General features: G+C 28.3%; 17 protein-coding genes and 1 pseudogene. 2 read left to right on the top strand and 16 right to left on the bottom strand.

Translation table 11 applies throughout. The features are described from left to right. Positions 1 to 13: 13 nt before the first annotated feature. The 15 genes and pseudogenes from rlmD to ACLR9T_RS06085 form a co-directional block, all read right to left on the bottom strand. Entirely contained in the window at positions 14 to 1,363 is a 1,350-nt protein-coding gene (rlmD, locus tag ACLR9T_RS06155) for a 23S rRNA (uracil(1939)-C(5))-methyltransferase RlmD (protein ID WP_413108656.1), read from the bottom strand. A 33-nt stretch (positions 1,364 to 1,396) separates the two neighbouring features. Further along, positions 1,397 to 2,098: a hypothetical protein gene (locus ACLR9T_RS06150; RefSeq protein ID WP_413108655.1), complete on the bottom strand. Its 702-nt coding sequence runs from the start codon at positions 2,096 to 2,098 to the stop codon at positions 1,397 to 1,399. 49 nt (positions 2,099 to 2,147) lie between these two features. After that, positions 2,148 to 3,581 (bottom strand): Asp-tRNA(Asn)/Glu-tRNA(Gln) amidotransferase subunit GatB, encoded by a 1,434-nt coding sequence (gatB, locus tag ACLR9T_RS06145; protein ID WP_413108654.1) that lies wholly within the window; start codon positions 3,579 to 3,581, stop codon positions 2,148 to 2,150. A 6-nt stretch (positions 3,582 to 3,587) separates the two neighbouring features. Continuing rightward, complete coding sequence (gene gatA / locus ACLR9T_RS06140) at positions 3,588 to 5,036, bottom strand: Asp-tRNA(Asn)/Glu-tRNA(Gln) amidotransferase subunit GatA (RefSeq protein ID WP_413108653.1); 1,449 nt, start codon at positions 5,034 to 5,036, stop codon at positions 3,588 to 3,590. Next, positions 5,036 to 5,326, bottom strand: coding sequence for an Asp-tRNA(Asn)/Glu-tRNA(Gln) amidotransferase subunit GatC (gatC, locus tag ACLR9T_RS06135; RefSeq protein WP_413108652.1), 291 nt, complete (start codon positions 5,324 to 5,326; stop codon positions 5,036 to 5,038). The genes gatA and gatC overlap by 1 nt, the downstream gene beginning before the upstream one ends. A gap of 9 nt (positions 5,327 to 5,335) precedes the next feature. After that, positions 5,336 to 6,409 carry a CamS family sex pheromone protein gene (locus tag ACLR9T_RS06130; protein ID WP_413108651.1) on the bottom strand — a complete coding sequence of 358 codons (1,074 nt, stop codon included), beginning with the start codon at positions 6,407 to 6,409 and terminating at the stop codon, positions 5,336 to 5,338. Between the two features lie 44 nt (positions 6,410 to 6,453). Then, a complete protein-coding gene (ligA, locus tag ACLR9T_RS06125; protein ID WP_413108650.1) occupies positions 6,454 to 8,448 on the bottom strand; it encodes an NAD-dependent DNA ligase LigA in 1,995 nt (664 codons plus the stop codon). A gap of 72 nt (positions 8,449 to 8,520) precedes the next feature. Next, positions 8,521 to 8,976 (bottom strand): GNAT family N-acetyltransferase, encoded by a 456-nt coding sequence (locus ACLR9T_RS06120; RefSeq protein WP_413108649.1) that lies wholly within the window; start codon positions 8,974 to 8,976, stop codon positions 8,521 to 8,523. 365 nt (positions 8,977 to 9,341) lie between these two features. Then, entirely contained in the window at positions 9,342 to 10,139 is a 798-nt protein-coding gene (locus ACLR9T_RS06115) for a pentapeptide repeat-containing protein (RefSeq protein ID WP_413108648.1), read from the bottom strand. A 4-nt stretch (positions 10,140 to 10,143) separates the two neighbouring features. Next, positions 10,144 to 10,764, bottom strand: a complete 621-nt coding sequence (locus tag ACLR9T_RS06110; RefSeq protein WP_413108647.1) for a class I SAM-dependent methyltransferase — start codon at positions 10,762 to 10,764, stop codon at positions 10,144 to 10,146. Positions 10,765 to 10,905: 141 nt separating this feature from the next. Further along, entirely contained in the window at positions 10,906 to 11,283 is a 378-nt protein-coding gene (locus ACLR9T_RS06105) for a hypothetical protein (RefSeq protein ID WP_413108646.1), read from the bottom strand. Between the two features lie 368 nt (positions 11,284 to 11,651). Continuing rightward, a complete protein-coding gene (locus ACLR9T_RS06100) occupies positions 11,652 to 11,777 on the bottom strand; it encodes an ATP-binding cassette domain-containing protein (RefSeq protein WP_413108657.1) in 126 nt (41 codons plus the stop codon). Positions 11,778 to 11,904: 127 nt separating this feature from the next. Next, positions 11,905 to 12,267, bottom strand: a pseudogene (locus ACLR9T_RS06095) (BlaI/MecI/CopY family transcriptional regulator). Between the two features lie 285 nt (positions 12,268 to 12,552). Then, positions 12,553 to 14,697 carry an ATP-dependent helicase gene (locus tag ACLR9T_RS06090; protein WP_413108645.1) on the bottom strand — a complete coding sequence of 715 codons (2,145 nt, stop codon included), beginning with the start codon at positions 14,695 to 14,697 and terminating at the stop codon, positions 12,553 to 12,555. Between the two features lie 163 nt (positions 14,698 to 14,860). Next, on the bottom strand, positions 14,861 to 15,205 hold the full coding sequence (locus ACLR9T_RS06085) for a cupin domain-containing protein (protein ID WP_413108644.1): 345 nt from the start codon (positions 15,203 to 15,205) through the stop codon (positions 14,861 to 14,863). Positions 15,206 to 15,333: 128 nt separating this feature from the next. Between ACLR9T_RS06085 and ACLR9T_RS06080 the strand changes: the two genes are divergently transcribed. Continuing rightward, positions 15,334 to 16,209, top strand: coding sequence for a LysR family transcriptional regulator (locus ACLR9T_RS06080; RefSeq protein ID WP_413108643.1), 876 nt, complete (start codon positions 15,334 to 15,336; stop codon positions 16,207 to 16,209). Between the two features lie 96 nt (positions 16,210 to 16,305). After that, positions 16,306 to 17,010 (top strand): 5'-methylthioadenosine/S-adenosylhomocysteine nucleosidase, encoded by a 705-nt coding sequence (gene mtnN, locus ACLR9T_RS06075; protein WP_413108642.1) that lies wholly within the window; start codon positions 16,306 to 16,308, stop codon positions 17,008 to 17,010. A 149-nt stretch (positions 17,011 to 17,159) separates the two neighbouring features. Here the strand turns inward: mtnN and ACLR9T_RS06070 are convergent, their stop codons facing one another. Next, positions 17,160 to 21,893, bottom strand: a complete 4,734-nt coding sequence (locus ACLR9T_RS06070; protein WP_413108641.1) for a GDSL-type esterase/lipase family protein — start codon at positions 21,891 to 21,893, stop codon at positions 17,160 to 17,162. Positions 21,894 to 22,120 lie beyond the last annotated feature (227 nt).

Here is a 22,120-nt window from a genome sequence, read left to right as displayed (position 1 = left end):
CGAAACCCTTGATTTACCGTTGTTTTAACAGCACAATTGATTCAACATGCTCAGTTTGTGGAAACATGTCAACTGGTTGGCAAATTTCAGCAATATAACCAAACTCCTGAAGATATTTAATATCTCTAGCCTGTGTAGCAACATCACAAGAAATATATACAACCTTTTTAGGATTAGCTTGAACTAAATAATCTAAAAATTCAGATGAACAACCTTTCCTAGGAGGGTCAACAAAAACTACATCCAAACGCTGATTATCATTTACTAATTCAATCATATATTTTCCTGCATCAGCACATGTAAATTCAACATTTTCAATATTGTTTAAATCTGCATTATTTTTAGCATCAGCAATTGCTACTTCTACAATCTCCACTCCATATACTTTTTTTACATATTTTGCAACTGAAAGTGTAATTGTTCCAATTCCACAATAAGCATCTAAAACAATATTATCTTTTGATAAATTTGCAAATTCAATTGCTTTTGAATATAATTTTTCAACTTGAATAGGATTAACTTGATAAAATGATTTTAAAGAAATCTTATATTTATTATCTAATAATGTATCATAAATATAACCATTACCATATAAAATAACTTCTTCTTCCCCTAATATAACATTATCAATTCGCGGATTAATGTTTTGAACAACTGTTTTAATCATTGGAAATTCTTTAATAACTATTTCAACTAGTTTATTAATATCTTTAATTTTATTATGATAGCTAATTAAAACTAACATTATTTCATTAGTATGATAGCCATGTTTAGTTAAAATATGTTTAATATTTCCTTGATGAGATAATTTATCATACGGATAAATTTTAAATGTTTCCATTAATTCTCTAACTCGATTAGTTATTTGGTTAGATAATTTATTTTGGATAAAACAATTATCACAAGGAATGATCTCATTTGACTTTTGTTTATAAAATCCTGTAACTAAATGATTGCCTTTTATCCCAATAGGCATTTGGACTTTGTTACGATAATACCATGGTTCTTCCATCATTAGACAATCATTTACAGTAACAAAACAATTACCAATTCTTTCTAAACAATCTTTAACTCGCTTTGTTTTAAATATCATTTGACCTTCTTTATTTAAATGTTGTAATTGACAGCCGCCACAAGGATTAAAAACTGGACATTTAGGTTCTATACGATACTTAGAAAATTTATCTAATTCTATCAGTCTTGCAACTGCATAATTTTTTAATACTTTAATTACTTTTAACTTTCCAGTTTCACCAACTAACATACCTTTTACAAAATAAGTAAAATTATCAACTTTTACAACCCCTTGACCATCATGCGTCATATCAACACATTCACCATAAAAATAATCATTCTTCTTCATTTATTTCCTCCTAAAAAGACGAGCAATGCTCGCCTATTGGGTCTCATCTTTCTTTAAAGCTCGATCAGTAGCATTTTGATCTACTACATTAGCTCCTGTAAAACTAATTTCATCATTGCTTGGATGTTTAGTACCAAAGATTGGAAAATTACTATCACCATTGCTTGTTAAAACAAACTCAACATTATATTGTCCACGACCATTGGCAGTCCCTAATAACTCACTATATGCACTACCTTCACTCTTTGGTTGTCCTAAAGCATCATCTAGTGTATGTAAAGCGTTAGCTGCTAATGCTTTAGCATTATCTGAGGTGATATTATCAACAAAATTCATTGAAATCTTAATAATTCGACAATCAACTTCAATATTAATGCTATTTATATTTGGATCCGCTTTTACAGAGTCCTCAATACTATTAAATTTATCTTTATCAATAGCAATCAAAGATGCACAACGATCACCATATACAGGACCATCATTTCCTCCTGCTACAAAAACATAGATTACAAATACAATTGCAATTGAAAGAAGCAAAAGTAAAACAGCATAGCGCTTTTTTAATTTTCGTTTTTTCTTTTTTACTTTACCCATTGATTTATCTCCTGGATCTCTACTAGTAGAGTCATTTAGAGATTCATTTATATCATTAATTGACTCTTCTGTTTTAAATGGCTGTAAGTCTTCTTCTAAATCATTAATTTCATCATCAAATTTAAATCTTTCACGAGACATATTTCCATCCTCCTTCAACCATTGTACCAAATATCTAAATATTTGTACATTAAGAAATTCTTTCCTTTAATAACTCAATTAATAACTTACTTGTAAGACCAGGATTAGCTTGTCCTCCTGTCTTTTTCATGATTTGTCCAACTAAAAAACCAACTGCTCGATCTTTACCATTACTATAATCTTCAATTGACTGAGGATTAGCATCAAGAACCTCATTAATAATTTTAGTTAATTCTTCAGGTGAAGAAATTTGTTTCATATTATTTTCTTCAATGATTACTTCTGGATCTTTTCCATCACTCATTAAAATTTCAAATACTTTTTTACCTTGTTTACTTGAAATAGTTCCATCTTGAATATAATTAATCATCTTTGCTAAAAACTCAGGTGTAATTTTAGTATCAGTAATAATCAAATTGTTTTTATTTAAATATGCTTGAACTTCACCTAATAACCAATTACAAGCAATCTTATAGTGATTAGTATAGCCAACTGTTTCATCAAAGAAATCAGAAATTTCCTTGGTTTGTACTAAGATCAACGCATCAGTTTTAGGAATATTATATTCATCTATATAACGAGCAACCCGAGATTCAGGCATTTCCGGGATTTGAGCAATAATATCTTCTACCCATTGATGATCTAAACGAATAGGCAAAATATTTGGTTCTGGATAATATTTATAATCAACAGCATCACCTTTAGCACGCATAACAACGGTTTCTTTTTTATCTTCATCATAGCGACGAGTTTCCTGTAGTACTTCACCACCACTAATTAGTACTTTTTCTTGACGGGCTACTTCAAATTCTATTGCTTTTTGAACATTAGAAATTGAATTTAAATTCTTAATTTCAGTTCTTGTTCCAAATTTATCACTTCCAAATGGGCGAATTGAAACATTAACATCACAACGCATTGAACCTTCTTCCATCTTTGCATCACTTACTTCAGTAAACAAGAAGATTTGTCTAAGCTTTTCTAAATAAGCTGCTGCTGCTGCCCCACTACGAATCGTTGGTTTTGTCACGATTTCAATTAATGGAATACCTGCACGATTATAATCAATTAATGAATAATCATCAAAATGCAGCTGTTTAGCTGTATCTTCTTCCATATGTAATCTTTCAATCTCAATTACTTGTTTACGACCATTTACTTCAATAGTCATTGCACCATTACGACCAATAGGATGACGATCTTGAGTTATTTGAAATCCTTTTGGTAAATCTGAATAGTAATAATTTTTACGATCAAATTGAACTAATTCATCAATTTCCATATTCAAAGCACTACATACTCTAATTGCAAATTCGACCCCTGATTTATTTAAGACTGGCATTGCTCCTGTCATTCCTAAATCTACAATATTAGCATTTGTATTTGGAGCCTCGCCAAATGTTACTGGGGCTCCAGAAAACATTTTTGATTTTGTTTTAAGTTCACAGTGGACTTCTAATCCAATAACAGTTTCAAAATTCATCTTTCTTTACCCCTCTCTTGAATATTGATTTGCTAAACCTAAAGCTTGTTCTAAAGCATAAGCAACATTAAATACTGTTTGTTCTTCAAACAAACGTCCCATAATGTTTACGGCAATAGGCATTCCCTCACTAAATCCTGAAGGAATTGAAATACTAGGGGTTCCCGCAAAATTTCCTAAAGCCAAATGATTTTCTAAAATTAAATATTCATCAGATAAACGATCATCATTCGCTTCATCTAATTTCGGTGCTATACTTCCCCCATTAGGTGTTAAGATAATATCATAACTATTATATATTTTATTCATTTCTTCAACTATTAAACGACGTACCCGCTGAGCTTTTCTAAACATTCTTTCTTGGTTTTCTGTAGCTAATGCTAAGTTTCCAAGAATAAAACGTCTCTTGATATGAGCACCAAAACCATCAGTCCGTGAATTGATCATTACTTCATCAGTTGAACTACCAGATTGACGATCACCATATTTAATTCCATCTAGACAAGAATGGTTACTTGTAGCTTCACTATTAGCAATAATAGTGTATGTAGGTAGAATTGCTTTAGCTAAATAGGTAGGTATTTCTACTTCTTCAACTATAGCTCCTAATTGTTTAAAAGTTTCAACAACATGATTAAAATTATTTTTAATCTCAACATTACGAATTTCGTTACTAACAGTTTTCAAAACTGCAATTTTCATTCCCCTAATATCGCTATTTAACTCTTGTAGATAATGTGGTACTGGTCTTGTACTCGATGTCATATCACGTTCATCACGACCTGCCAAAGCCTCAGTAACGATTGCCATATCACGAACATTACGTGTAAATGCACCAACATGATCCAAACTTGATGCATAAGGAATAACTCCAAAACGAGAAATTCTTCCCCATGTCGGTTTAAAACCTACTATTCCACAAAATCCTGCTGGTTTACGAATTGAATCTCCTGTATCACTCCCTAAAGCAAATGGTACAACACCACTACCAACTAACGCTGCACTTCCACCTGATGAACCGCCAGCTATTCTTGATGAATCCCAAGGATTAAAAACAGGTCCCGTTAATGCTGACTTATTTGTCCCTCCCATTGCTAATTCATCCATACTTGATTTACCAACTAAACTAACACCTCTATTAAATAATTTATCAACTACTGTAGCATTATAAACTGGTACATAGTCTTCTAACATTTTACTAGAGGCTGTAGTTTTAATTCCTTTAGTATTGTAGTTATCTTTAAATACACAAGGAATTCCTTTTAATATTTCCTCATCATTAATTTTAATATCTTTAATATTATCTAAAGCTTTATCTTTAGTGATTGTAACAAAAGCATTCAAACGATTTTGTTGAAATTCAGCTTCTTTAAATAAATCGTGATAATATTCATCAATATTAATTCCCTCATTAACAATTAAATTATGTAATTCTTCAATTGAATATACTTTCATTATCCCACCACCTTTGGTACCTTAATTTGATTATCTTGAACACTTTTCGCATTCTTTAAAACATCTTCGCGACTAATCACATCAACTGGTTTATCTTCACGTAAAAAGCTTGTTTCAATTTCATAAGGATAAGCTAAAGGTTCCTTACCCTCAGTATCAATTTTTTCTAATACTGCAACATGATTCATAAAGATATCATATTCTTCAACTAATTCCGGCATTTCTTCATCACTAATATTAAACATTGTTTTTAAACCTAATTTTTTTAACATTTCTTCTTTACTTCCCATAACATTCTCCTAATATAATAAACTACTTTTAGCTTTTTCACCTTGTTCTTTAATAATAATCGCTTCTAAATCATCTTGTGAATGGACTAATACTTTAATATCAAATCCAGTAAACTGATTATCAACTTCATCTGCTGCAGTTGATACTAGATAAATTAATTCTTCATAAGTTTTTACATTAACATTTAATTTAATATTCATTGATTGGATGACACCATCTTTATAACGACCATAACCAATTACTCCAACAGCTTCTGTAGCAGCTTTCTTCATATTACTTTTAAATATTTCAAACTGTGAAGCTGTTTCTTCATCTGCTACAGTAGCTTCTTCGCTACTAAACATGTAATTATGATAATTTAATGTATCAATACTACCAACACTATTTTCACAAAAACTCTTTAAAATATAACGTCCGTTAATATCACTTTCATTAGTATTAGTAGCATAATATACACAGATATTTGCTGGAATACCCTTTAAATCTTTTTTTGTTTGAAGATAATCATATAATTTACTAATTGATTGACGTCCAAAATCAGCAACGATCTGTTCGTCCATTGAAGTACTTAAACGATTATTATTTTCATCACGAGGATCAAGTACAATAGCTAAAGAAACACCTTTTAACTCATATTTATCCCCTTCTTTTCGATAATAATCTTGTTCATGAACAGTAGATACCATAATTGGATTATCTATTCCCCCAATCGTTTCTCCCCTTTGCACTTGCAAAGTATGGGGATATTCTTTAGGATCACTAGAACGTCTTAATAATTTATTCATATCTTCAGTTTTAAGATATTGTCCTTCAGACATATAATAATCATCAGTTGAAAAATGAGCAGTTGATAATATTTGTAATTCCCTGCCAATTGTTTGAAAATCACTAGTTTGTCCAAAAGAAGTATAATAATTATCACGATTCAAATTAGTATTAAAATTCACTACTCGATAAAATGAATCATCTAAACTATCAGTAGTAGAAACATCATTTGCTGTTTGACTCTCAACTGTTTCTTTAGCATCATGACACCCTGTAAGCAACAAAGATATTATTAGTAAAGCTACTATTTTTTTCATCACATGATTCCTCCTTATACTAGTGCATTATAACATTATTTTTCTTACTTAACCATCTCTAATAAAGTTTCTTCATTAATTACATTAATTCCCAGACTTTGTGCTTTAGTAAGTTTACTTCCTGCATTTTCACCAGCAACTAAATAGTTAGTCTTTTTAGAAACCGAACCCGCTACTTTACCACCATGTTTTTCAATTAACTCACCGGCCTGCTTTCTTGATAAAGTAGGCAGCGTTCCAGTTACTACAAAAGTCATATCTTCAAAACGATTATCACCATCATCTTCTTCAATTACTTCCATATTAACTCCATAATCTTTTAAACGTTGGATTACTGCTTGATTATCAGGATTTTTAAAATAATTAATGATTGCCATCGCACTAATATCACCAATATCATTAACTTCAACTAGTTGAGCATAACTTGCTTTCATTAAATTATCTATACTTTTAAATTTTTTCATTAAACTCTTGGCTGCTGATTTACCAACATTGCTTATCCCTAAACTAGTAAGCAGTTTACTAGCATCATTATTTTTACTACCTTCTATTGCATTTAATAAATTATCAGTACTTTTAACTAAACCAATGATTTTTTTATCTAATAATTCTTGTCGTTTATCAATCAAGCCATAAATATCACTTAAATCTTTTAAGTATCCATGCTCTACTAAAGTTTCAACATAAGCAAAGCCAAAACCTTTTATATCCATCGCATCTCGTCCAACAAAATTAACAATATTTCTAACCAATTTACTTGGACAACTATGGTTAGTACATTTAATATCAGCATTATCTCCTATACGCATGGCTGGTGCTCCACAAACTGGACATTTATCACCAATAATATAAGGAACACTTCCTGCTGATCTTTTTTCTTTAACAACACGACGAACTTTAGGAATGATCTCACCTGATTTATAAACAACGATCGTATCACCAATTCGAATATCTAAATCATCAATAAAGTCCTGATTATGTAGTGTTGCTCTTGTAACTGTTGTTCCACATAACCTAATTGGTTCAAAGATAGCAGTAGGAGTAATTCGTCCTGTTCTTCCAACCGAAAGTTCAATTTCTAATAATTTAGTTTCTTTTTCTTCAGGAGGATATTTATATGCTATTGCCCATCGTGGAACTTTAGCAGTATTACCTAATTTTCTCCGATCAGCAAAACTATCGATCTTTACTACTGCACCATCTATATCATAATCTAATTTATCACGATTTTCACCAATTTCAACAATTGCCTGCCACACTTCATCAGCAGTTTTACAAACCTTATAATCCTCAATTATCTTGATTCCCTGCTGTTTTAAATACTCATAACCTTCACTATGACTAATAAACTCTTTACCACGAACATCCTGGATATTAAAAACAAACATAGATAAATCTCTTTCCTTAGTAATTTTACTATCCAATTGTCGTAATGTTCCTGCTGCACAGTTTCTTGGATTTGCAAAAAGTTTTTTTCCTTTAATTTCCTGCATCTCATTAACTTTATCAAAAGCAGCATTAGTCATATAAACTTCACCACGAACCTCTAAATATTCAATCGGCTCCTTTAAAGTCTTTTTAACATCATTTATTACTTTTGCATTAACAGTAACATCTTCACCTTCAAGAATTCCATCACCACGTGTTATTGCCACATCTAGCTTACCATTTACATATCTAAGAGCTAACGATAGACCATCAATCTTATATTCTACTACAAAAGTAGGATCATCTAACTGTTCTTTCATATCTTGAATAAATTCTTCAACTTCTTCTTTAGAAAAAACATCTTGTAAAGATAACATTGGAACATTATGTTTTACAAGTACTCCAGCTTCACGCTTTGCTTCACCACCAACTTTTTGAGTTGGTGAATCATCGGTTATATATTCAGGATGTTTCCTTTCTAAATCTTTTAATTCCTGCATTAACATATCATATTCATAATCACTGATTTCTGGATCATCTTGGTTATAATAACGATCATTATGATACCTGATTTTCTCTTTCAGTTCCTTATATCTATTTAAATCATTCATGTTCTCACTCCTAATCTTCAATATTATACCAAAATCAATTTAACTATAAAACAAAAATGTGCATTTTGCACATTATAATTCTAACTTCATATAAATAACATCATTCATTGGATTTTTATAATAAGCAGGTATCCTTTTAAAACCCAGCCTTTGATATAATTTAATCGCACTTTTAAGTGGTTTAATAGTATCCAAAACCATTTCCTGATATCCTTCATTTTTAGCTAAATCAATAATTTTTATAACTAAATTATACCCAATTTTAAATTTACGATACGCTGGTAAAACATATAATCTTTTCATCTCACAACGCTTTTGATCATGGCGATAATAACCTACACAACCAACAACTTTTTGATTAACTAAAGCAACTAATATTTTACCATTATTACCACTGTATTTTGCTTTTAAATTTATAAGTTCACATTCTAGATTTTGAAAAGACAGATCTCTATTTAACTCTTTTACATATTCAATGATCAAAGTTTTAATTTCATCAAGATAATTAATTCCGTCAACTATTTCCATTTTACTTTTCCACCCTATTAATCTTATAATTCAATTATTTGAATAAGTATCAAGACCATAAAATATCGTTTAGTAATTATATTTTCATTCTCACTAAAATTCATTTTACTTTTCTAAAGCTCATTTTTTAACACTTTCAATCAGCTTTTTCTTTCCTGTTATTTTTTAGCACTAAATATGTAAAGTAATGTTCTACATGATTATTATACAGATTTTAAAACAACAGCAGGTCAATAATTTTAGTATCTTGTACAATTAAAATATCACTGTCCTTATTATCAGTAATCCTTTTTTATAAATTCATCAAAGTTATTAATATTTACTTTTTTAATTCTCATCCCTTTTTTGTAAATCAATTATTATATTTATTTCCATGACATTGGGTAGCTTAGATGACTTGGTAATTTAGTGTTTAGATTTCCTCGTGCAGAATTAACTTGTCCCTGAGTTAAAAATAATGCTTTTTTTAAATCTGCATTACTAAAATCTGTATCTCTTGTATCAGCACCTAAAAAGATTGTATTATCAAATTTGCAACTATTAAAGTTTGCTGCAATCAATAATTTCATACTTAAATCTAATCCACTCATATCTTCTCCTTTAAAATTCTTTGCTAAAAATGTAGAATAAGATTTTTTATTTCCCCTTATTTGTAAACATATTTGTTTTAATATAGGGTTAATTTCATCTTTGTATACTTTTATATTAAAATTTGCTAATTTAAAAGCAGGATAACTACATATTTTTTTATTTTCAATGATTAGGTTTTTGATTTCGTCTTTCCTTTTAGATGATATATCTAAAGTCAGTACTTCTAATAAATAATATCTTATTTGAAACAACTGGAAAACAATTATAAAAACATCAAATATTTCATTTGCTTGATTTGGTAAATCTTTATATGTTTGTCCCTGATAAATATATTGTGTAACATACTGACCAGCACCAAAACAGTCATATCCTATACAACCTTTTAATTTCTTTTCTTTAAGTTGGGTATGAATTTTACAACGAAAATCATTTAATAGATTATGACATGGCTGACCTGCCTTTTTATCTTTAGGAAAACCATCAATTTTGAAAAAAAATAGAGCAGTACAACATAACCCAGAACATTGCGAACAGTTTGTTTTTAATTGTAATATTTCTTTAGTAGTATCCATATCATTATTCCCTTTTAAAGTCTAACTGTACTAACAGTTTTTCATTTGGTAAAGATTGATCATCTTTATCAATTAGACAGTAACCTATACTTTTCATAGTAGTAATTAGCTCTTTTTTATTTATTTGATGATGAACTTTATTTAAATCATCAAATACATGGAGATATGGTGAATTTGATACAAAAGCAGTTTCTTTATTAACTTGAATAATTGATGAAACATATTTAGGTTTTACAATCTTAATTATATTTTTAAAACATTTATATCCAATATACTCAATCAGTAGATCAGCAATTATTATATCCACATATGGCAGTTCAAGATTTTTTTCAGTTAAATTTACACATAAACATTTTAATATTCCATCCAGATTTGGATATCTTTTTCTACATTCATCTAAATACTGCGTATTTATATCTACACCATATACTTTATCAATCTTATTATTATCAATATGCTCTAAACCATTGCCTCCTGCAATTCCTAAAATCATTATTGATTTAACTGGATTTTGATAAAACTGTTTTTTCATCATTTTATTTAATGTTTGAAGTTGTTTTACTTGGTTTAATTTCATATGATTTTCATAATCACTTAGTAAAATATTCTGCCATGGATTTACCATAAATATCCTCCTAAAATATTTTATTATTTTGATTCAATTGTACTACTTCTAAGCTCTATAAACAATAAAAAGACAGAAAATTAACACAGCTAAAAGTAATAGATTCTAAAACATTTTCTTTATCATTAAAATAGATATAAATTATATTATAAATAAATCTTTAAATTTATTAATTACGTTTTCATAATCATCTAAACCATATACTAAAGAATCATAAACAACATATCCCCCGACAAACTTATATACATATTCATCATCTTTTTTTACTATAACCTCATACGTAGTACTTTTAGGAAGATCAAATTTCTCACTGATATCTTTAAAATTTTCTTCATTTACACATTTATCTAATAAATCCAACACAATTTCTATTTTTTCACTATCATTAATACTATATGATACCACTTCTCCTTTACTAAATATCTTAAACTCTATTTGTTTTACTATTACTTTTTTAGTACATCCCCATAAAACAAATATTATCATACCTGCTACAAATAACTTTTTTACCTTCTTCATATTTAAACCTCCATATTTAAACGATAATTATATGATTATAGCTCGTAAAATCAATATTTTTTAAATATTAATACAACCGACCCTTTCTTTTGATTAACATAAAATCAGTTAAAGCAGCACTATCTTTAATTGGGTAATAAATATATGTAAAATACATAATCATAATAACACATTAAATAATTAAAATACAAAAAAGACTAGTAATGAAATTATTTCTAGTCTAAATAATGTATTAATAGATTTTATAAATAATTATAATTTACCTTTTTCTAATCGGTAAATCATATCACAATAACTAGCAGCTTTATGAAAATGAGTCACAATAATTACACATTTTCCTTGTTTATGAGCAATATTATCTAAAATAGCTATGATATTTTTTCAGTCTCATTATCTAGATTTCCAGTTGGCTCGACTGCGATGATTATATCAGAATCATGAGAAAGTGCTTTTGCAATTCCCACCCGTTGCTGCTCACCACCAGATAATTGGATTATTTTACGATTTGCTGTATCGCGATCAACTCCAACTTTCTCTAAGAGAGTATAAATATTTTATCGTTTATTTTTCAATTTGATTTGCGAAATATACATAGAGAGTTCAATATTTTCAACTGCAATATTATTCTTCCCACTCATTAATCATTTTTCGTAATCGTTCTACTTCATATTTCGATAAATCTCTCTTTCCTAAAAGAGAAGCAACAGGTCGATCTACTGAGCCATAAAATAATTTATCAATTAATTCTCTTGTTTCAAGAGCCTGAACTTCTTCCTTTTCAACCAGAGCCTTACATAAAAAACCAGATTCAATTCTTTCAATTGTTTATTTATCAATACAGCGTTTAATTAATGTATAAGTTGCATTTCGACTATAACCATAACTTTCTTTTAAAGTTTCATAAATAACCTTGACACTAACAGTTCCATTGCGCCATATAACATTCATTACTTTTAATTCTGCATCATGTAATTTAATTTCCACACTCATTTTCTCCTTACCTCTTTCTTAATAAAATCTCTCTAGGTATGTCAATTTTCTACTACATTAAATAATATATCAATTCTAATTTTAATTAGAATTAGTAAAAAATTATTTTATAAAAGATATACTATTAATAAATTTCTAATCAATAATAATATGTGACTCATCTTTAATTGTAACATTTGTTTATATATGTATTAAAAAATCAATTAAAATATAAGGTACCTGAACATTCAGGTACCTTAAGTTTATATAAATAATTTCTTATATCAGATAATATTTTTACTAATTAGTCAATTTCTTTAAAGCTTTGTGTCCAGCCATTAATGTTTTTAATCCTGCTGGTAATTCAAATGCAATATCCAATGTTTTACCATTAACTTTAACAACAACACCCTTTCCAAAACTATCATGCAATACAAAATCACCAGCAGCCCAATCAGTAACCTGATTATTTCCTACTAATTCTTCTTTGCTTAGCGTTGTATTAATAAAATTTGATGTTTTAAAACGTGGCTTAGTTCCCACATGTTTTATTCCCTCTTTACCAACTTCATCAATAAATCTACTTGCAATTTTAGGGGAATCAGTAACGAAGCTAAAACCTTCGCTATCAGTTAAAAACAATTGTTTTTTTGCTCTTGTAAAAGCTACATACGCTAATCTTCGTTCTTCCTCTAAACCTTCATCAGATTCACTCAAAGACCTAAAACTTGGGAAAATTCCTTCAGATAGACCTAAAACAAAGACATAATCAAATTCTAATCCTTTTGCCATATGAATCGTCATTAAGCTCACATATTGTCCTTCATCAATATTATCATTATCAGTATATAAAGAAATTTCTTGTAAATAATTTTCAATTGTTGCAATATCTGGATTTTGATTTTGAAATTCATATATTGAGCGTTGTAACTCATGAATATTATCAATTCTATTTTCCTCAAGATCACTTTTTAACATTTCAATATATCCAACATCATTCATTAAATTTTCAAACATTTCATGTAAAGGAAGATGAGACTGTTTTGCAGTTTCAATTGCATTAACCAAAACCTTAACCTCTTTTTTTGCTTTAGCAGATAACTTGATTTGCTCACTATAAAGAGTTAGAGCTTCATATAAACTAACCTGATTATTTAAAGCTACTAATTGAATATTCTCAAGTGTTTTTTTACCTATTCCTCGACTAGGAACATTAATAATACGTTCAAATGCTAAATCCTCATCATTAGAAACTAACTGTAAATAACTTAAAGCATCTTTAATTTCTTTACGACTAAAGAATTTAAGTCCACCAAAAATGCGATAATCAATTCCATGTGAGATAAGGCTTTGTTCAATCGTTCTAGATAAATAATTAGCACGATACAAAATTGCAAAATTACGATAATTAACACCCTCAATATCATTGATGATCTTTTCTATTTGACCACAAATATAATCAGCTTCTTCTTGTTCACTTTTACCAGTATAATGAATTACTTCTGCACCACCTGTAGCTTCAGTATATAAATCTTTTTCTAAACGATTTTGATTTTTTCGAATCAAACAGTTAGAGATATTCAAAATATTTCCAGTTGAACGATAATTTTGATCTAATATTACCGTTTTACATGGTTTAAAATCTTTGTCAAAATCTAATATATAATTAACATCGGCACCTCTAAATGAGTATATTGTTTGATCAGGGTCACCAACTACACAAGTAATAGCTTTTTTAGCCATCAGTTTAACTAGACGATATTCAATATTTCCAACATCTTGAAACTCATCTACATGAATATATTGAAAGCGATGTTGCCATTTTTCTAATACATCTGGATAATTTTCAAATATGTACACTGCTTTTAATAATAAATCATCAAAATCAAGCATAAAATGATTTTCTTGATAATCCAGATATTCCTTATAAACTTTTGCCTTTTTTATTTCTCCTTGAAATTGTCCAGCTAGTTCCAACGCTCTTTCTGGCGTTATATTAGCCATCTTATAATTAGAAATTGAAGCAATCATACTTTTAATACTAAATACTTTAGCATCAACATCAAGATTACTATATATTTTTTTTATTAATGCTTTTTGGTCTTCTTCATCCATTATCATAAAATTACTAGGATAATTAATTACATTGATATGCTGTCTTAAAATTCGTACACATAAGGAATGAATCGTACAGATCAATGAACCTAAGGCATGCGGACCTAATAAATTACTAACACGTTCTTTCATTTCATTAGCTGCTTTATTTGTAAAAGTAATTGCTAAAATTTTACGCGGATCTACTCCAATTTCATCAATTAAATATGCAATTCGATATGTAACTACACGAGTTTTCCCTGAACCAGCACCAGCAATTATTCTTAAATGACTATCAAGATAAGTAGCTGCTTCTTTTTGGTTTTTATTTAATAAATTATCTAAATCCATCTAATCACCACCACCGCTATATTATAGCTTATATCTTTTATAAAAGATACTATTTACCGATAACATTTTAAAATAGCGATAGCTTGTCAAAGTGAGAATAAATATTAGTATAAATAATGGTTTAACTCTATTACAATTTTCACTTATTTAAATATTAATTTTGCTAATCCTCATATAAATTACCACTATTAGCCTTATTCAAAGTACCCTGTAACTCAATCATTAAGAATTTTGTTAATTTATTAACTATTGGTCGATGATATACTCCCTTGGGTACAATAATAAATTCACCAGCGTCAACTCTATATTTTTTATTCTCTGTTTCTAAATAAAAATCACCATCTAAAACATAAAATAATTCATCAGAAGATTCATGAACATGAAAATCCAATGTCCGCTTTTCTACTTGTACAACACTTAAAACATGGGAATTTAAATAACCAACTTTTTTATATACATATAAACTCTCTATATCATTAACTTCTTTTAATAAATTTATAACTTTCATTTTTATACCTCCATCATAGATTGATTGCTTCATAAATATATGATAACATTGAACAATCAAATTATAAAATAGATTGTTTTGATTGTATCAATCAATAAAAATGATTATGAAAGAGGAATAAATTAATTATGGATTTAAAAAACCTAAAAACATTTTTAGTACTATGTAAAATTCAAAATTTTACTAAAACAGCAAAATATCTTCACTATGCTCAATCAAATGTAACAGCACAAATAAAGCAGCTTGAAAAAGAATTAAATGTTCAACTTTTTGAACGATTAGGAAAAAATGTTACTTTAACATCTTCAGGAAAAGAATTAATACCCTTAGCTAAAAAAATGCTTCAACTATCAGAAGAAATACAAATTAAATTTTCTAATGAAAAATGCAAACATATAACCATAGGTGCATCTGAATCAATGTGCATATATAAGTTACCAGCTATCATTAAAGCCTTTCAAATAGAACACCCCTCAGTTGAGCTATATCTTCAGGTTTTAGATACTCCAGATTTTATACCTTTACTTATTGATAATACAATAGATATCGCAATAACCCTAGATACGCCTATTAATAATCCTAATATTAAGGTTGTTAGTGAAAAAGATGAGAAAATAGGATTATTTACAACTCCTAACCACATTCTTTCAAAAAAAGTTAAAGTTTCAATTAATGATTTAGCAAAGCAACCCTTAATTTTAACTGGAAAAGAATGTTGTTATAGAAAAATGTTTGAAAAAGATTTAGCAAAAGCTTCTTTAACTCCTAAAATTGCTCTTGAAACAAGCAGCTTACAAATCATAAAACAGGCCACATTAAGTGGTCTAGGTATCTGTATTTTACCACAATTAGCAGTTTTAAAAGAATTAGAGAACAAAGAATTAATTAAAATTAATTATGATACCAATTATAAAATAGTATCCCAAGTTATTTATCACAAAGATAAGTGGTTATCAAAAAATTTGAATGATTTTATTGATATTGCAAAACAAATGATAAAGTAAATTTATATTCTTTCAATCATGCTAATTTGATATTTAAAAACATGACTTAAATAACTACAAATGATATAATATTTAAAATATTAAAGGAGATCTTTTATGATTAATAAAATTGGTATAATCTGTGCTAGTGATACTGAACTTGAACCATTTTTAAAACAAATTAAAATTACTAAAACAATAGATAAAACAATGTTAAAGTTTTATCAAAGTAACTTTTTACAATTTGAATTAATTGTAGTTTATAGTGGAGTATGTAAAGTAAATGCTGCAATTGCAACTCAACAACTTATCAACTTATTTAATGTTGATATAATAATCAACGCTGGAACAGCTGGAGGAATCGACGAATCTGTTCAACTTTTTGATACAATTATTACTGAAAAAGCTATATATCATGATGTCGCAGATGATATATTAACAGATTTTCATCCCTGGTTAAAATCTAACTATTTTAATGCTGATCCATCTTTAATTAACCTAATTAAAAGTTACTATCAAGAATCTAAATATCCTCTCTTATTTGGAACCACTGTTACTGGTGAACAATTTATTACAAATAAAAACCGAACTGAAATCAAACTTAAATATTCTCCATTATCCGTTGATATGGAAACTGCTAGTATTGGCCATGTTTGTTATGTAAATGATGTTCCCTTTTTAGCAATAAGAACAATTACTGATACAAATAAATATCAAGGAATAGAAAATTTTGAACTTAATTGTATAAAAGCTTCTTCTATATCTGCGTATATAGTATTTGAGTTTTTAACTAAACTAGCAGCATCTTTATTAGTTAAATAATAAATACCTATAATTAAAATAGAATTTTTCTTATTAAAAAACAAGGAAGTATTAATTTCATTGATAGCCCAATGAATTAAAACTTCCCTATTTTTTATTTACTTTACTTTTTAAATGATTTTAAGATTATTAGTCTTTTATAAATATTTTTAATTTATTTTTTTAATTATGGTATTTTTATATAAAATTATTAATGCTAACATCATCATTGAGATTGGATAGATTATATTAACTATATCACCGGTTTTAACTATACTTTGCTTATTTAAGTCATTTGTATTAGTAATTGATTTTGAATCATCATAATTAGTTTTTAACCCCGCAATTGCTTCCTTCATTATTGTTATTGCATTGTTTATCTCAATACTAGTTGCATTTTCGTCTACCAATACTGATTTTGCCTCAATTAAAGCTTCTTGTAATCTATTCCATGAAGATGGCGTATAATATAACGCATTCAATCCTTCTACCTGTTTAATCAATTCATTTAATAAATCTTTATTTGGTTTTAATCTTAATTGTAAGAATGCTCTTACTAATTTGTCATGTACTTCATTTACTTCTTTCTCTAAAGCATTTTCGTTGTTTAACACAATTTTTGCTTCATCTAAAACTGGTTGTAAATTAGTCCAAGATTCATTTGTATAATCATTTTCATTTAAAGCTTCAATCTTATTAACTAAATTTATTAATTGTGTTTTATCACCTTTATAAAATTCCAGCATTTGAATTGCTTTAGCTAAACGGCTAAATGATTTATCAATTGTTTCCTGACTTGCAGATACATCAGCTAATACACTTTTGGCTTCTTCAAGTGCTGCTTTAAATTCAGTTACTACTACAGGTACAACGTTTTCTAAATCTTTATCAGTAACTTTTTCTGCTATTTCTATTGCAATTTCTAATGCAGTTTTAAAGGTATTAATCTTAACTAAATTTTTAATAGCAATATCTAACAAATTGACTGCTTCATCCAGTTCGTTTTGTGTCTGGGCTGTTTCTAATAATTGTTCCACTTTTTCAATAACATTAGTTAGCTCATTGAAACTTTCAGGAGTATATTCATGTCTAGAGAATGTTTTTGCATAATTTATTTTTTCAATCAATGCATCTTTATCTAGTTCATTTCTTAACTCTAGCTCTTTAAAAGTTATCTCCTTGTTACTTGAATCCAACGATGCTTTTACAGTGACATTTATGATATCTCCACCCTTTGGAATATTTGTAAGTTCAACAATAGTAATTGGTTCTACTGAATCTTTATTGACTGTCTTACTATATATCACACCATTGATATTTACCTCAACAGTGACTTTACCAAATGATTGACCATAATCATTTCTTAACTTATTTATATCTACAGTAAGCGTTTTATTACTTAAAGTTACACTAGGTACAATTTGACTTTCTTCTTTTGTAATATTTGTTTCATAATCTAAATTACAAGTAATACTTTCACTATTCCATATACCCATCTCTTTAATTAATAGTTGCGTCATTTTTAATTGCCCTAAATAATTAGGATGGATATCATCTGTATTCATCCAATCACCATATGCTCTACCAATCTGATTATTAATATATGCTGCATCTTCCCATTGTTGATAATGATCGACCAAAATACAATCTTCTTCTTGAGCAACTTCTCTAATAACCTCAACATATTTTAATAATCTTGTTCCCCGATTATCATTACTAAATAGTTTATTTGGTGTACGTAATACTGGAATTGAATTATTTTCTTTTATTTCAGAAATAATAGCTTTTAAATTCTGTCGATATGAACTAGGATCATCACTATAAAAGGCATCATTTGTTCCAAACATCAAAATAACTACATCTGCATCTTTATATCGATCATAACGAGCTTCTTTGTTATTCATTAATTCTTGAATCGTAGCACTTGATACACCTGTATTAATAATTACATCACTATCCCTATTTAAATCATTTTTAATAAATTTCTCAAAAACTTGTGGTAATGCATCATATCCATTAGTATGTAAAGCTCCATGGGTAATACTATCTCCTAAAAATAACCATTTCATTGGTTTATCTTGTTGTATTTTAGAATATATTTCTTTTTGCTGCTCTGTCAAGTTTTGATTATCAAGCTTAATGGTTACTTCAGTTCCTTTATCTGTTGTTCCAACTAATGTTTTTAGCTGAATACTTCCATCATTTCCTTGAACAATTAACTCAAAATTTTTATTTTTTGGAAGATTTTTAATTACAGCTTTAGTATCAATAAAATTACCACTTATCAAAATTCCATCAATACTTAATTTATAACTATAATTAGAAATATTATCATTATTAGGTACTTCTATATCTAACTGATTATCAGATATTAAAACATTAGGTACATCAGGTATAAATGTTGGTATCATTTTAGTTGGTTTTAAGATATCATTTTCAGTAATTGTAGTAGCTCGATTTGCAGTTTTTAATGATAATTGGTTAGCAATCGCTAAATGTCCTTTAGCATTTAAAGAACCATTTTGATTAAACTTATCACTAATATCCCCAAATTCACTTTTAAATAAATCATCATGATTAATAATCATTATATTCTTTAACAATGAACTATCAAGCTTAGATAAAACATTATTAACATTATTTGCAATTCTTATAGATGAATCATCTAAAGCAGGTGGAATTTGAATCACACTATAAATATCATTTTCATTATTCTTGTTAATAATTGATAATAAATGTTCTTGAATTTCTAAATCAGATAAACTCTGATTATTATCTAGCATTAAGGCTAAAGCTTTTGGCTGATATGACTTTATTAAAGTATCATAACCAATATCTATATCTTTAATATTTTGCACTTTTCTTGCAGTATTAATTACAAAACGCTGTCTTTTTTCCATTGAAGCAGAACCAAGATTCCAGCGAATTACCTCTTCAAACAAACCAGCATAATTTCTAACCCCGCCAATATCTTGAATATCTCCTTGCGCTAACGCTCCTCCAGTTACTACCCATGTATTAAAAGCTCCATTATCGAATAGATCATCAATTTTATTTTTTGTTTCACTAGTAAGATCAATTGCAGTTTGATCTGAAAGCACTTCATCTAATATTGAAATATAACTTATTTGCCCATCAAGTCCATACAAAACAGAGCCATCACTTTCTAATATTCCACCAAGAGTTATTTGATCAATCGTTGGTGTCAAATTAAACAATCCAACATTAGCACTATTACCATGGAACTCCTGAATCTCTTTACCATCTATAGTTACTCTTAATTGCTTTCCATTAATACTGTCCTTAGAATTTGAAAAGACTAGAGTATGCCAATTATCACTACTTAAAGCGTATCCAACTGCAGTTGCCCGTGTATGTTTTAAATCTGATCTTAATTCATTATTTTCCTTTAAATATAATGAAATCATATCCTTTCCATTATTTGAACCATTATTAGCATAATCAGGTGTTTCTAAAGTTTTATTTTTAGTAGAAAAAAGTATTCTCGGTGTATTAGCATTATTGAAACGAAATTTCATAACAATACTTCCCTCATCCATTGTTTTTAATTTGTCCAATAATCCCTGATCATTATTTAAGATATCAATACAGCTATTTCCATCTAATTTTCCTTCTTCTTCACTAAATTCTTTATAAAGGATCCCACTTTGAAGACCATTTTTACTTACTAAAACATCACTTTCCTGATCACCTGCAACTACTTTATATTCGCGATTATTTGTTGTTAATGAATTATCGACATATTTTAATCCACCTGTAGTTACTAAAGGAATAAAATCACTACTAGTATCATCTCTAGCTAAAACTGTATAAGATGATACTCCTTTTACAGCATTCCAAGTTATGATGTTACTATCATACTTAGATTCTAATGAGACTGTTAAGGTATCACTTTCTTCTATATTAATATCTGGAGCATCATTAGAAATAGCATTTATCTCACTTTGTGAAAGTATTTCATCTGTAACAACAACATAATCTATTGTTCCATACCAAGGATTAGTTATATTTCCACTACTATCTCTATTTCCACCAATTGATAAAGAATTAATTCCACCAAATCTTGTAAATAATCCTTTTAATGTATCATTATTATCAAATGAAACAGTAGAAACACCATCAAACGATGCAATAATCTTTCCCGTTTTATCACTAGGTGGATTAGTATAAACAGCTACGTGTGTACTATTTCGAAACTCTGTATTAGGATATGTTGCTTTTAATCCTCCTGAAAAATCTAATCCAAAAGATTCAGCAGTTTGATTACTGCTATTTGCGTGTCTAATTCCAAAAATTCCACTATCATTAATCCCTAACATTGAGGCATTTTGTTTCCAACTATCAGCGCCGTCAAAATTTCCTTTAACAATAATTGTCCCGCCAGTTAACTTATCAATATTACTAATTTGATCATCTAAATCAATAACATTTGTTCCATTAAAAATATGACGATTTGATAAGTCATCATGCCATTTTAACTTTGCCCTATCATTTATAGCTTTAAAACCTGTATACGTATCGTTACTAAAAACTGCTGTTGTCTTATTTGCAGTTTGGTCTGTAATCCGATAGTATTTTTTTTGTCCCACTCCAACATTTTCATGAATATATTCAGAAGTATTTAAGTTTTCAGCGATTACTGAAAATGATCCGTCTTGAAAGTCACTAGTTTCAATTTTATAAACATGATCAGCTTCGCTATTCCAATTAATTCTTATTGAGTTATAGCGAGCAGTACATTTTTGTTCTAAAGAGATATTTTCTCTACTTTCAATTACTGATGTTGCCGTATTATTTGCTAGAACAGGTAAAATATTAGTTCCGCTTTGTAAAAGTGCTATTGAAACCACTGCTAAAATAATTTTTTTATTTTTTCTTTTCATCTTCCCCTAATTTGTATAAATATCTTATACTTCTCCTTTCTTTGAATTTTGATTAATTTATTTTATTAGTGTTTGATAATTCCTCCTTTCTAATAAAAAACACTAATTATATGTCTATAATTTTAATTATGACATCTTTGTTTGTATGTATAATTTTATATTCTATGCGTATATTTTTTTATTTTCAAAAAAGAACAATGCTCTAATGAACATTGTTCTTTGATTTA

The sequence above is a fragment of the Thomasclavelia sp. genome (assembly GCF_047249845.1).
Classification (GTDB): domain Bacteria; phylum Bacillota_I; class Bacilli_A; order Erysipelotrichales; family Coprobacillaceae; genus Thomasclavelia.
The sequence above is the reverse complement of the archived record's forward strand: the minus strand, read 5'-3'. Positions and strand labels throughout refer to the sequence as shown.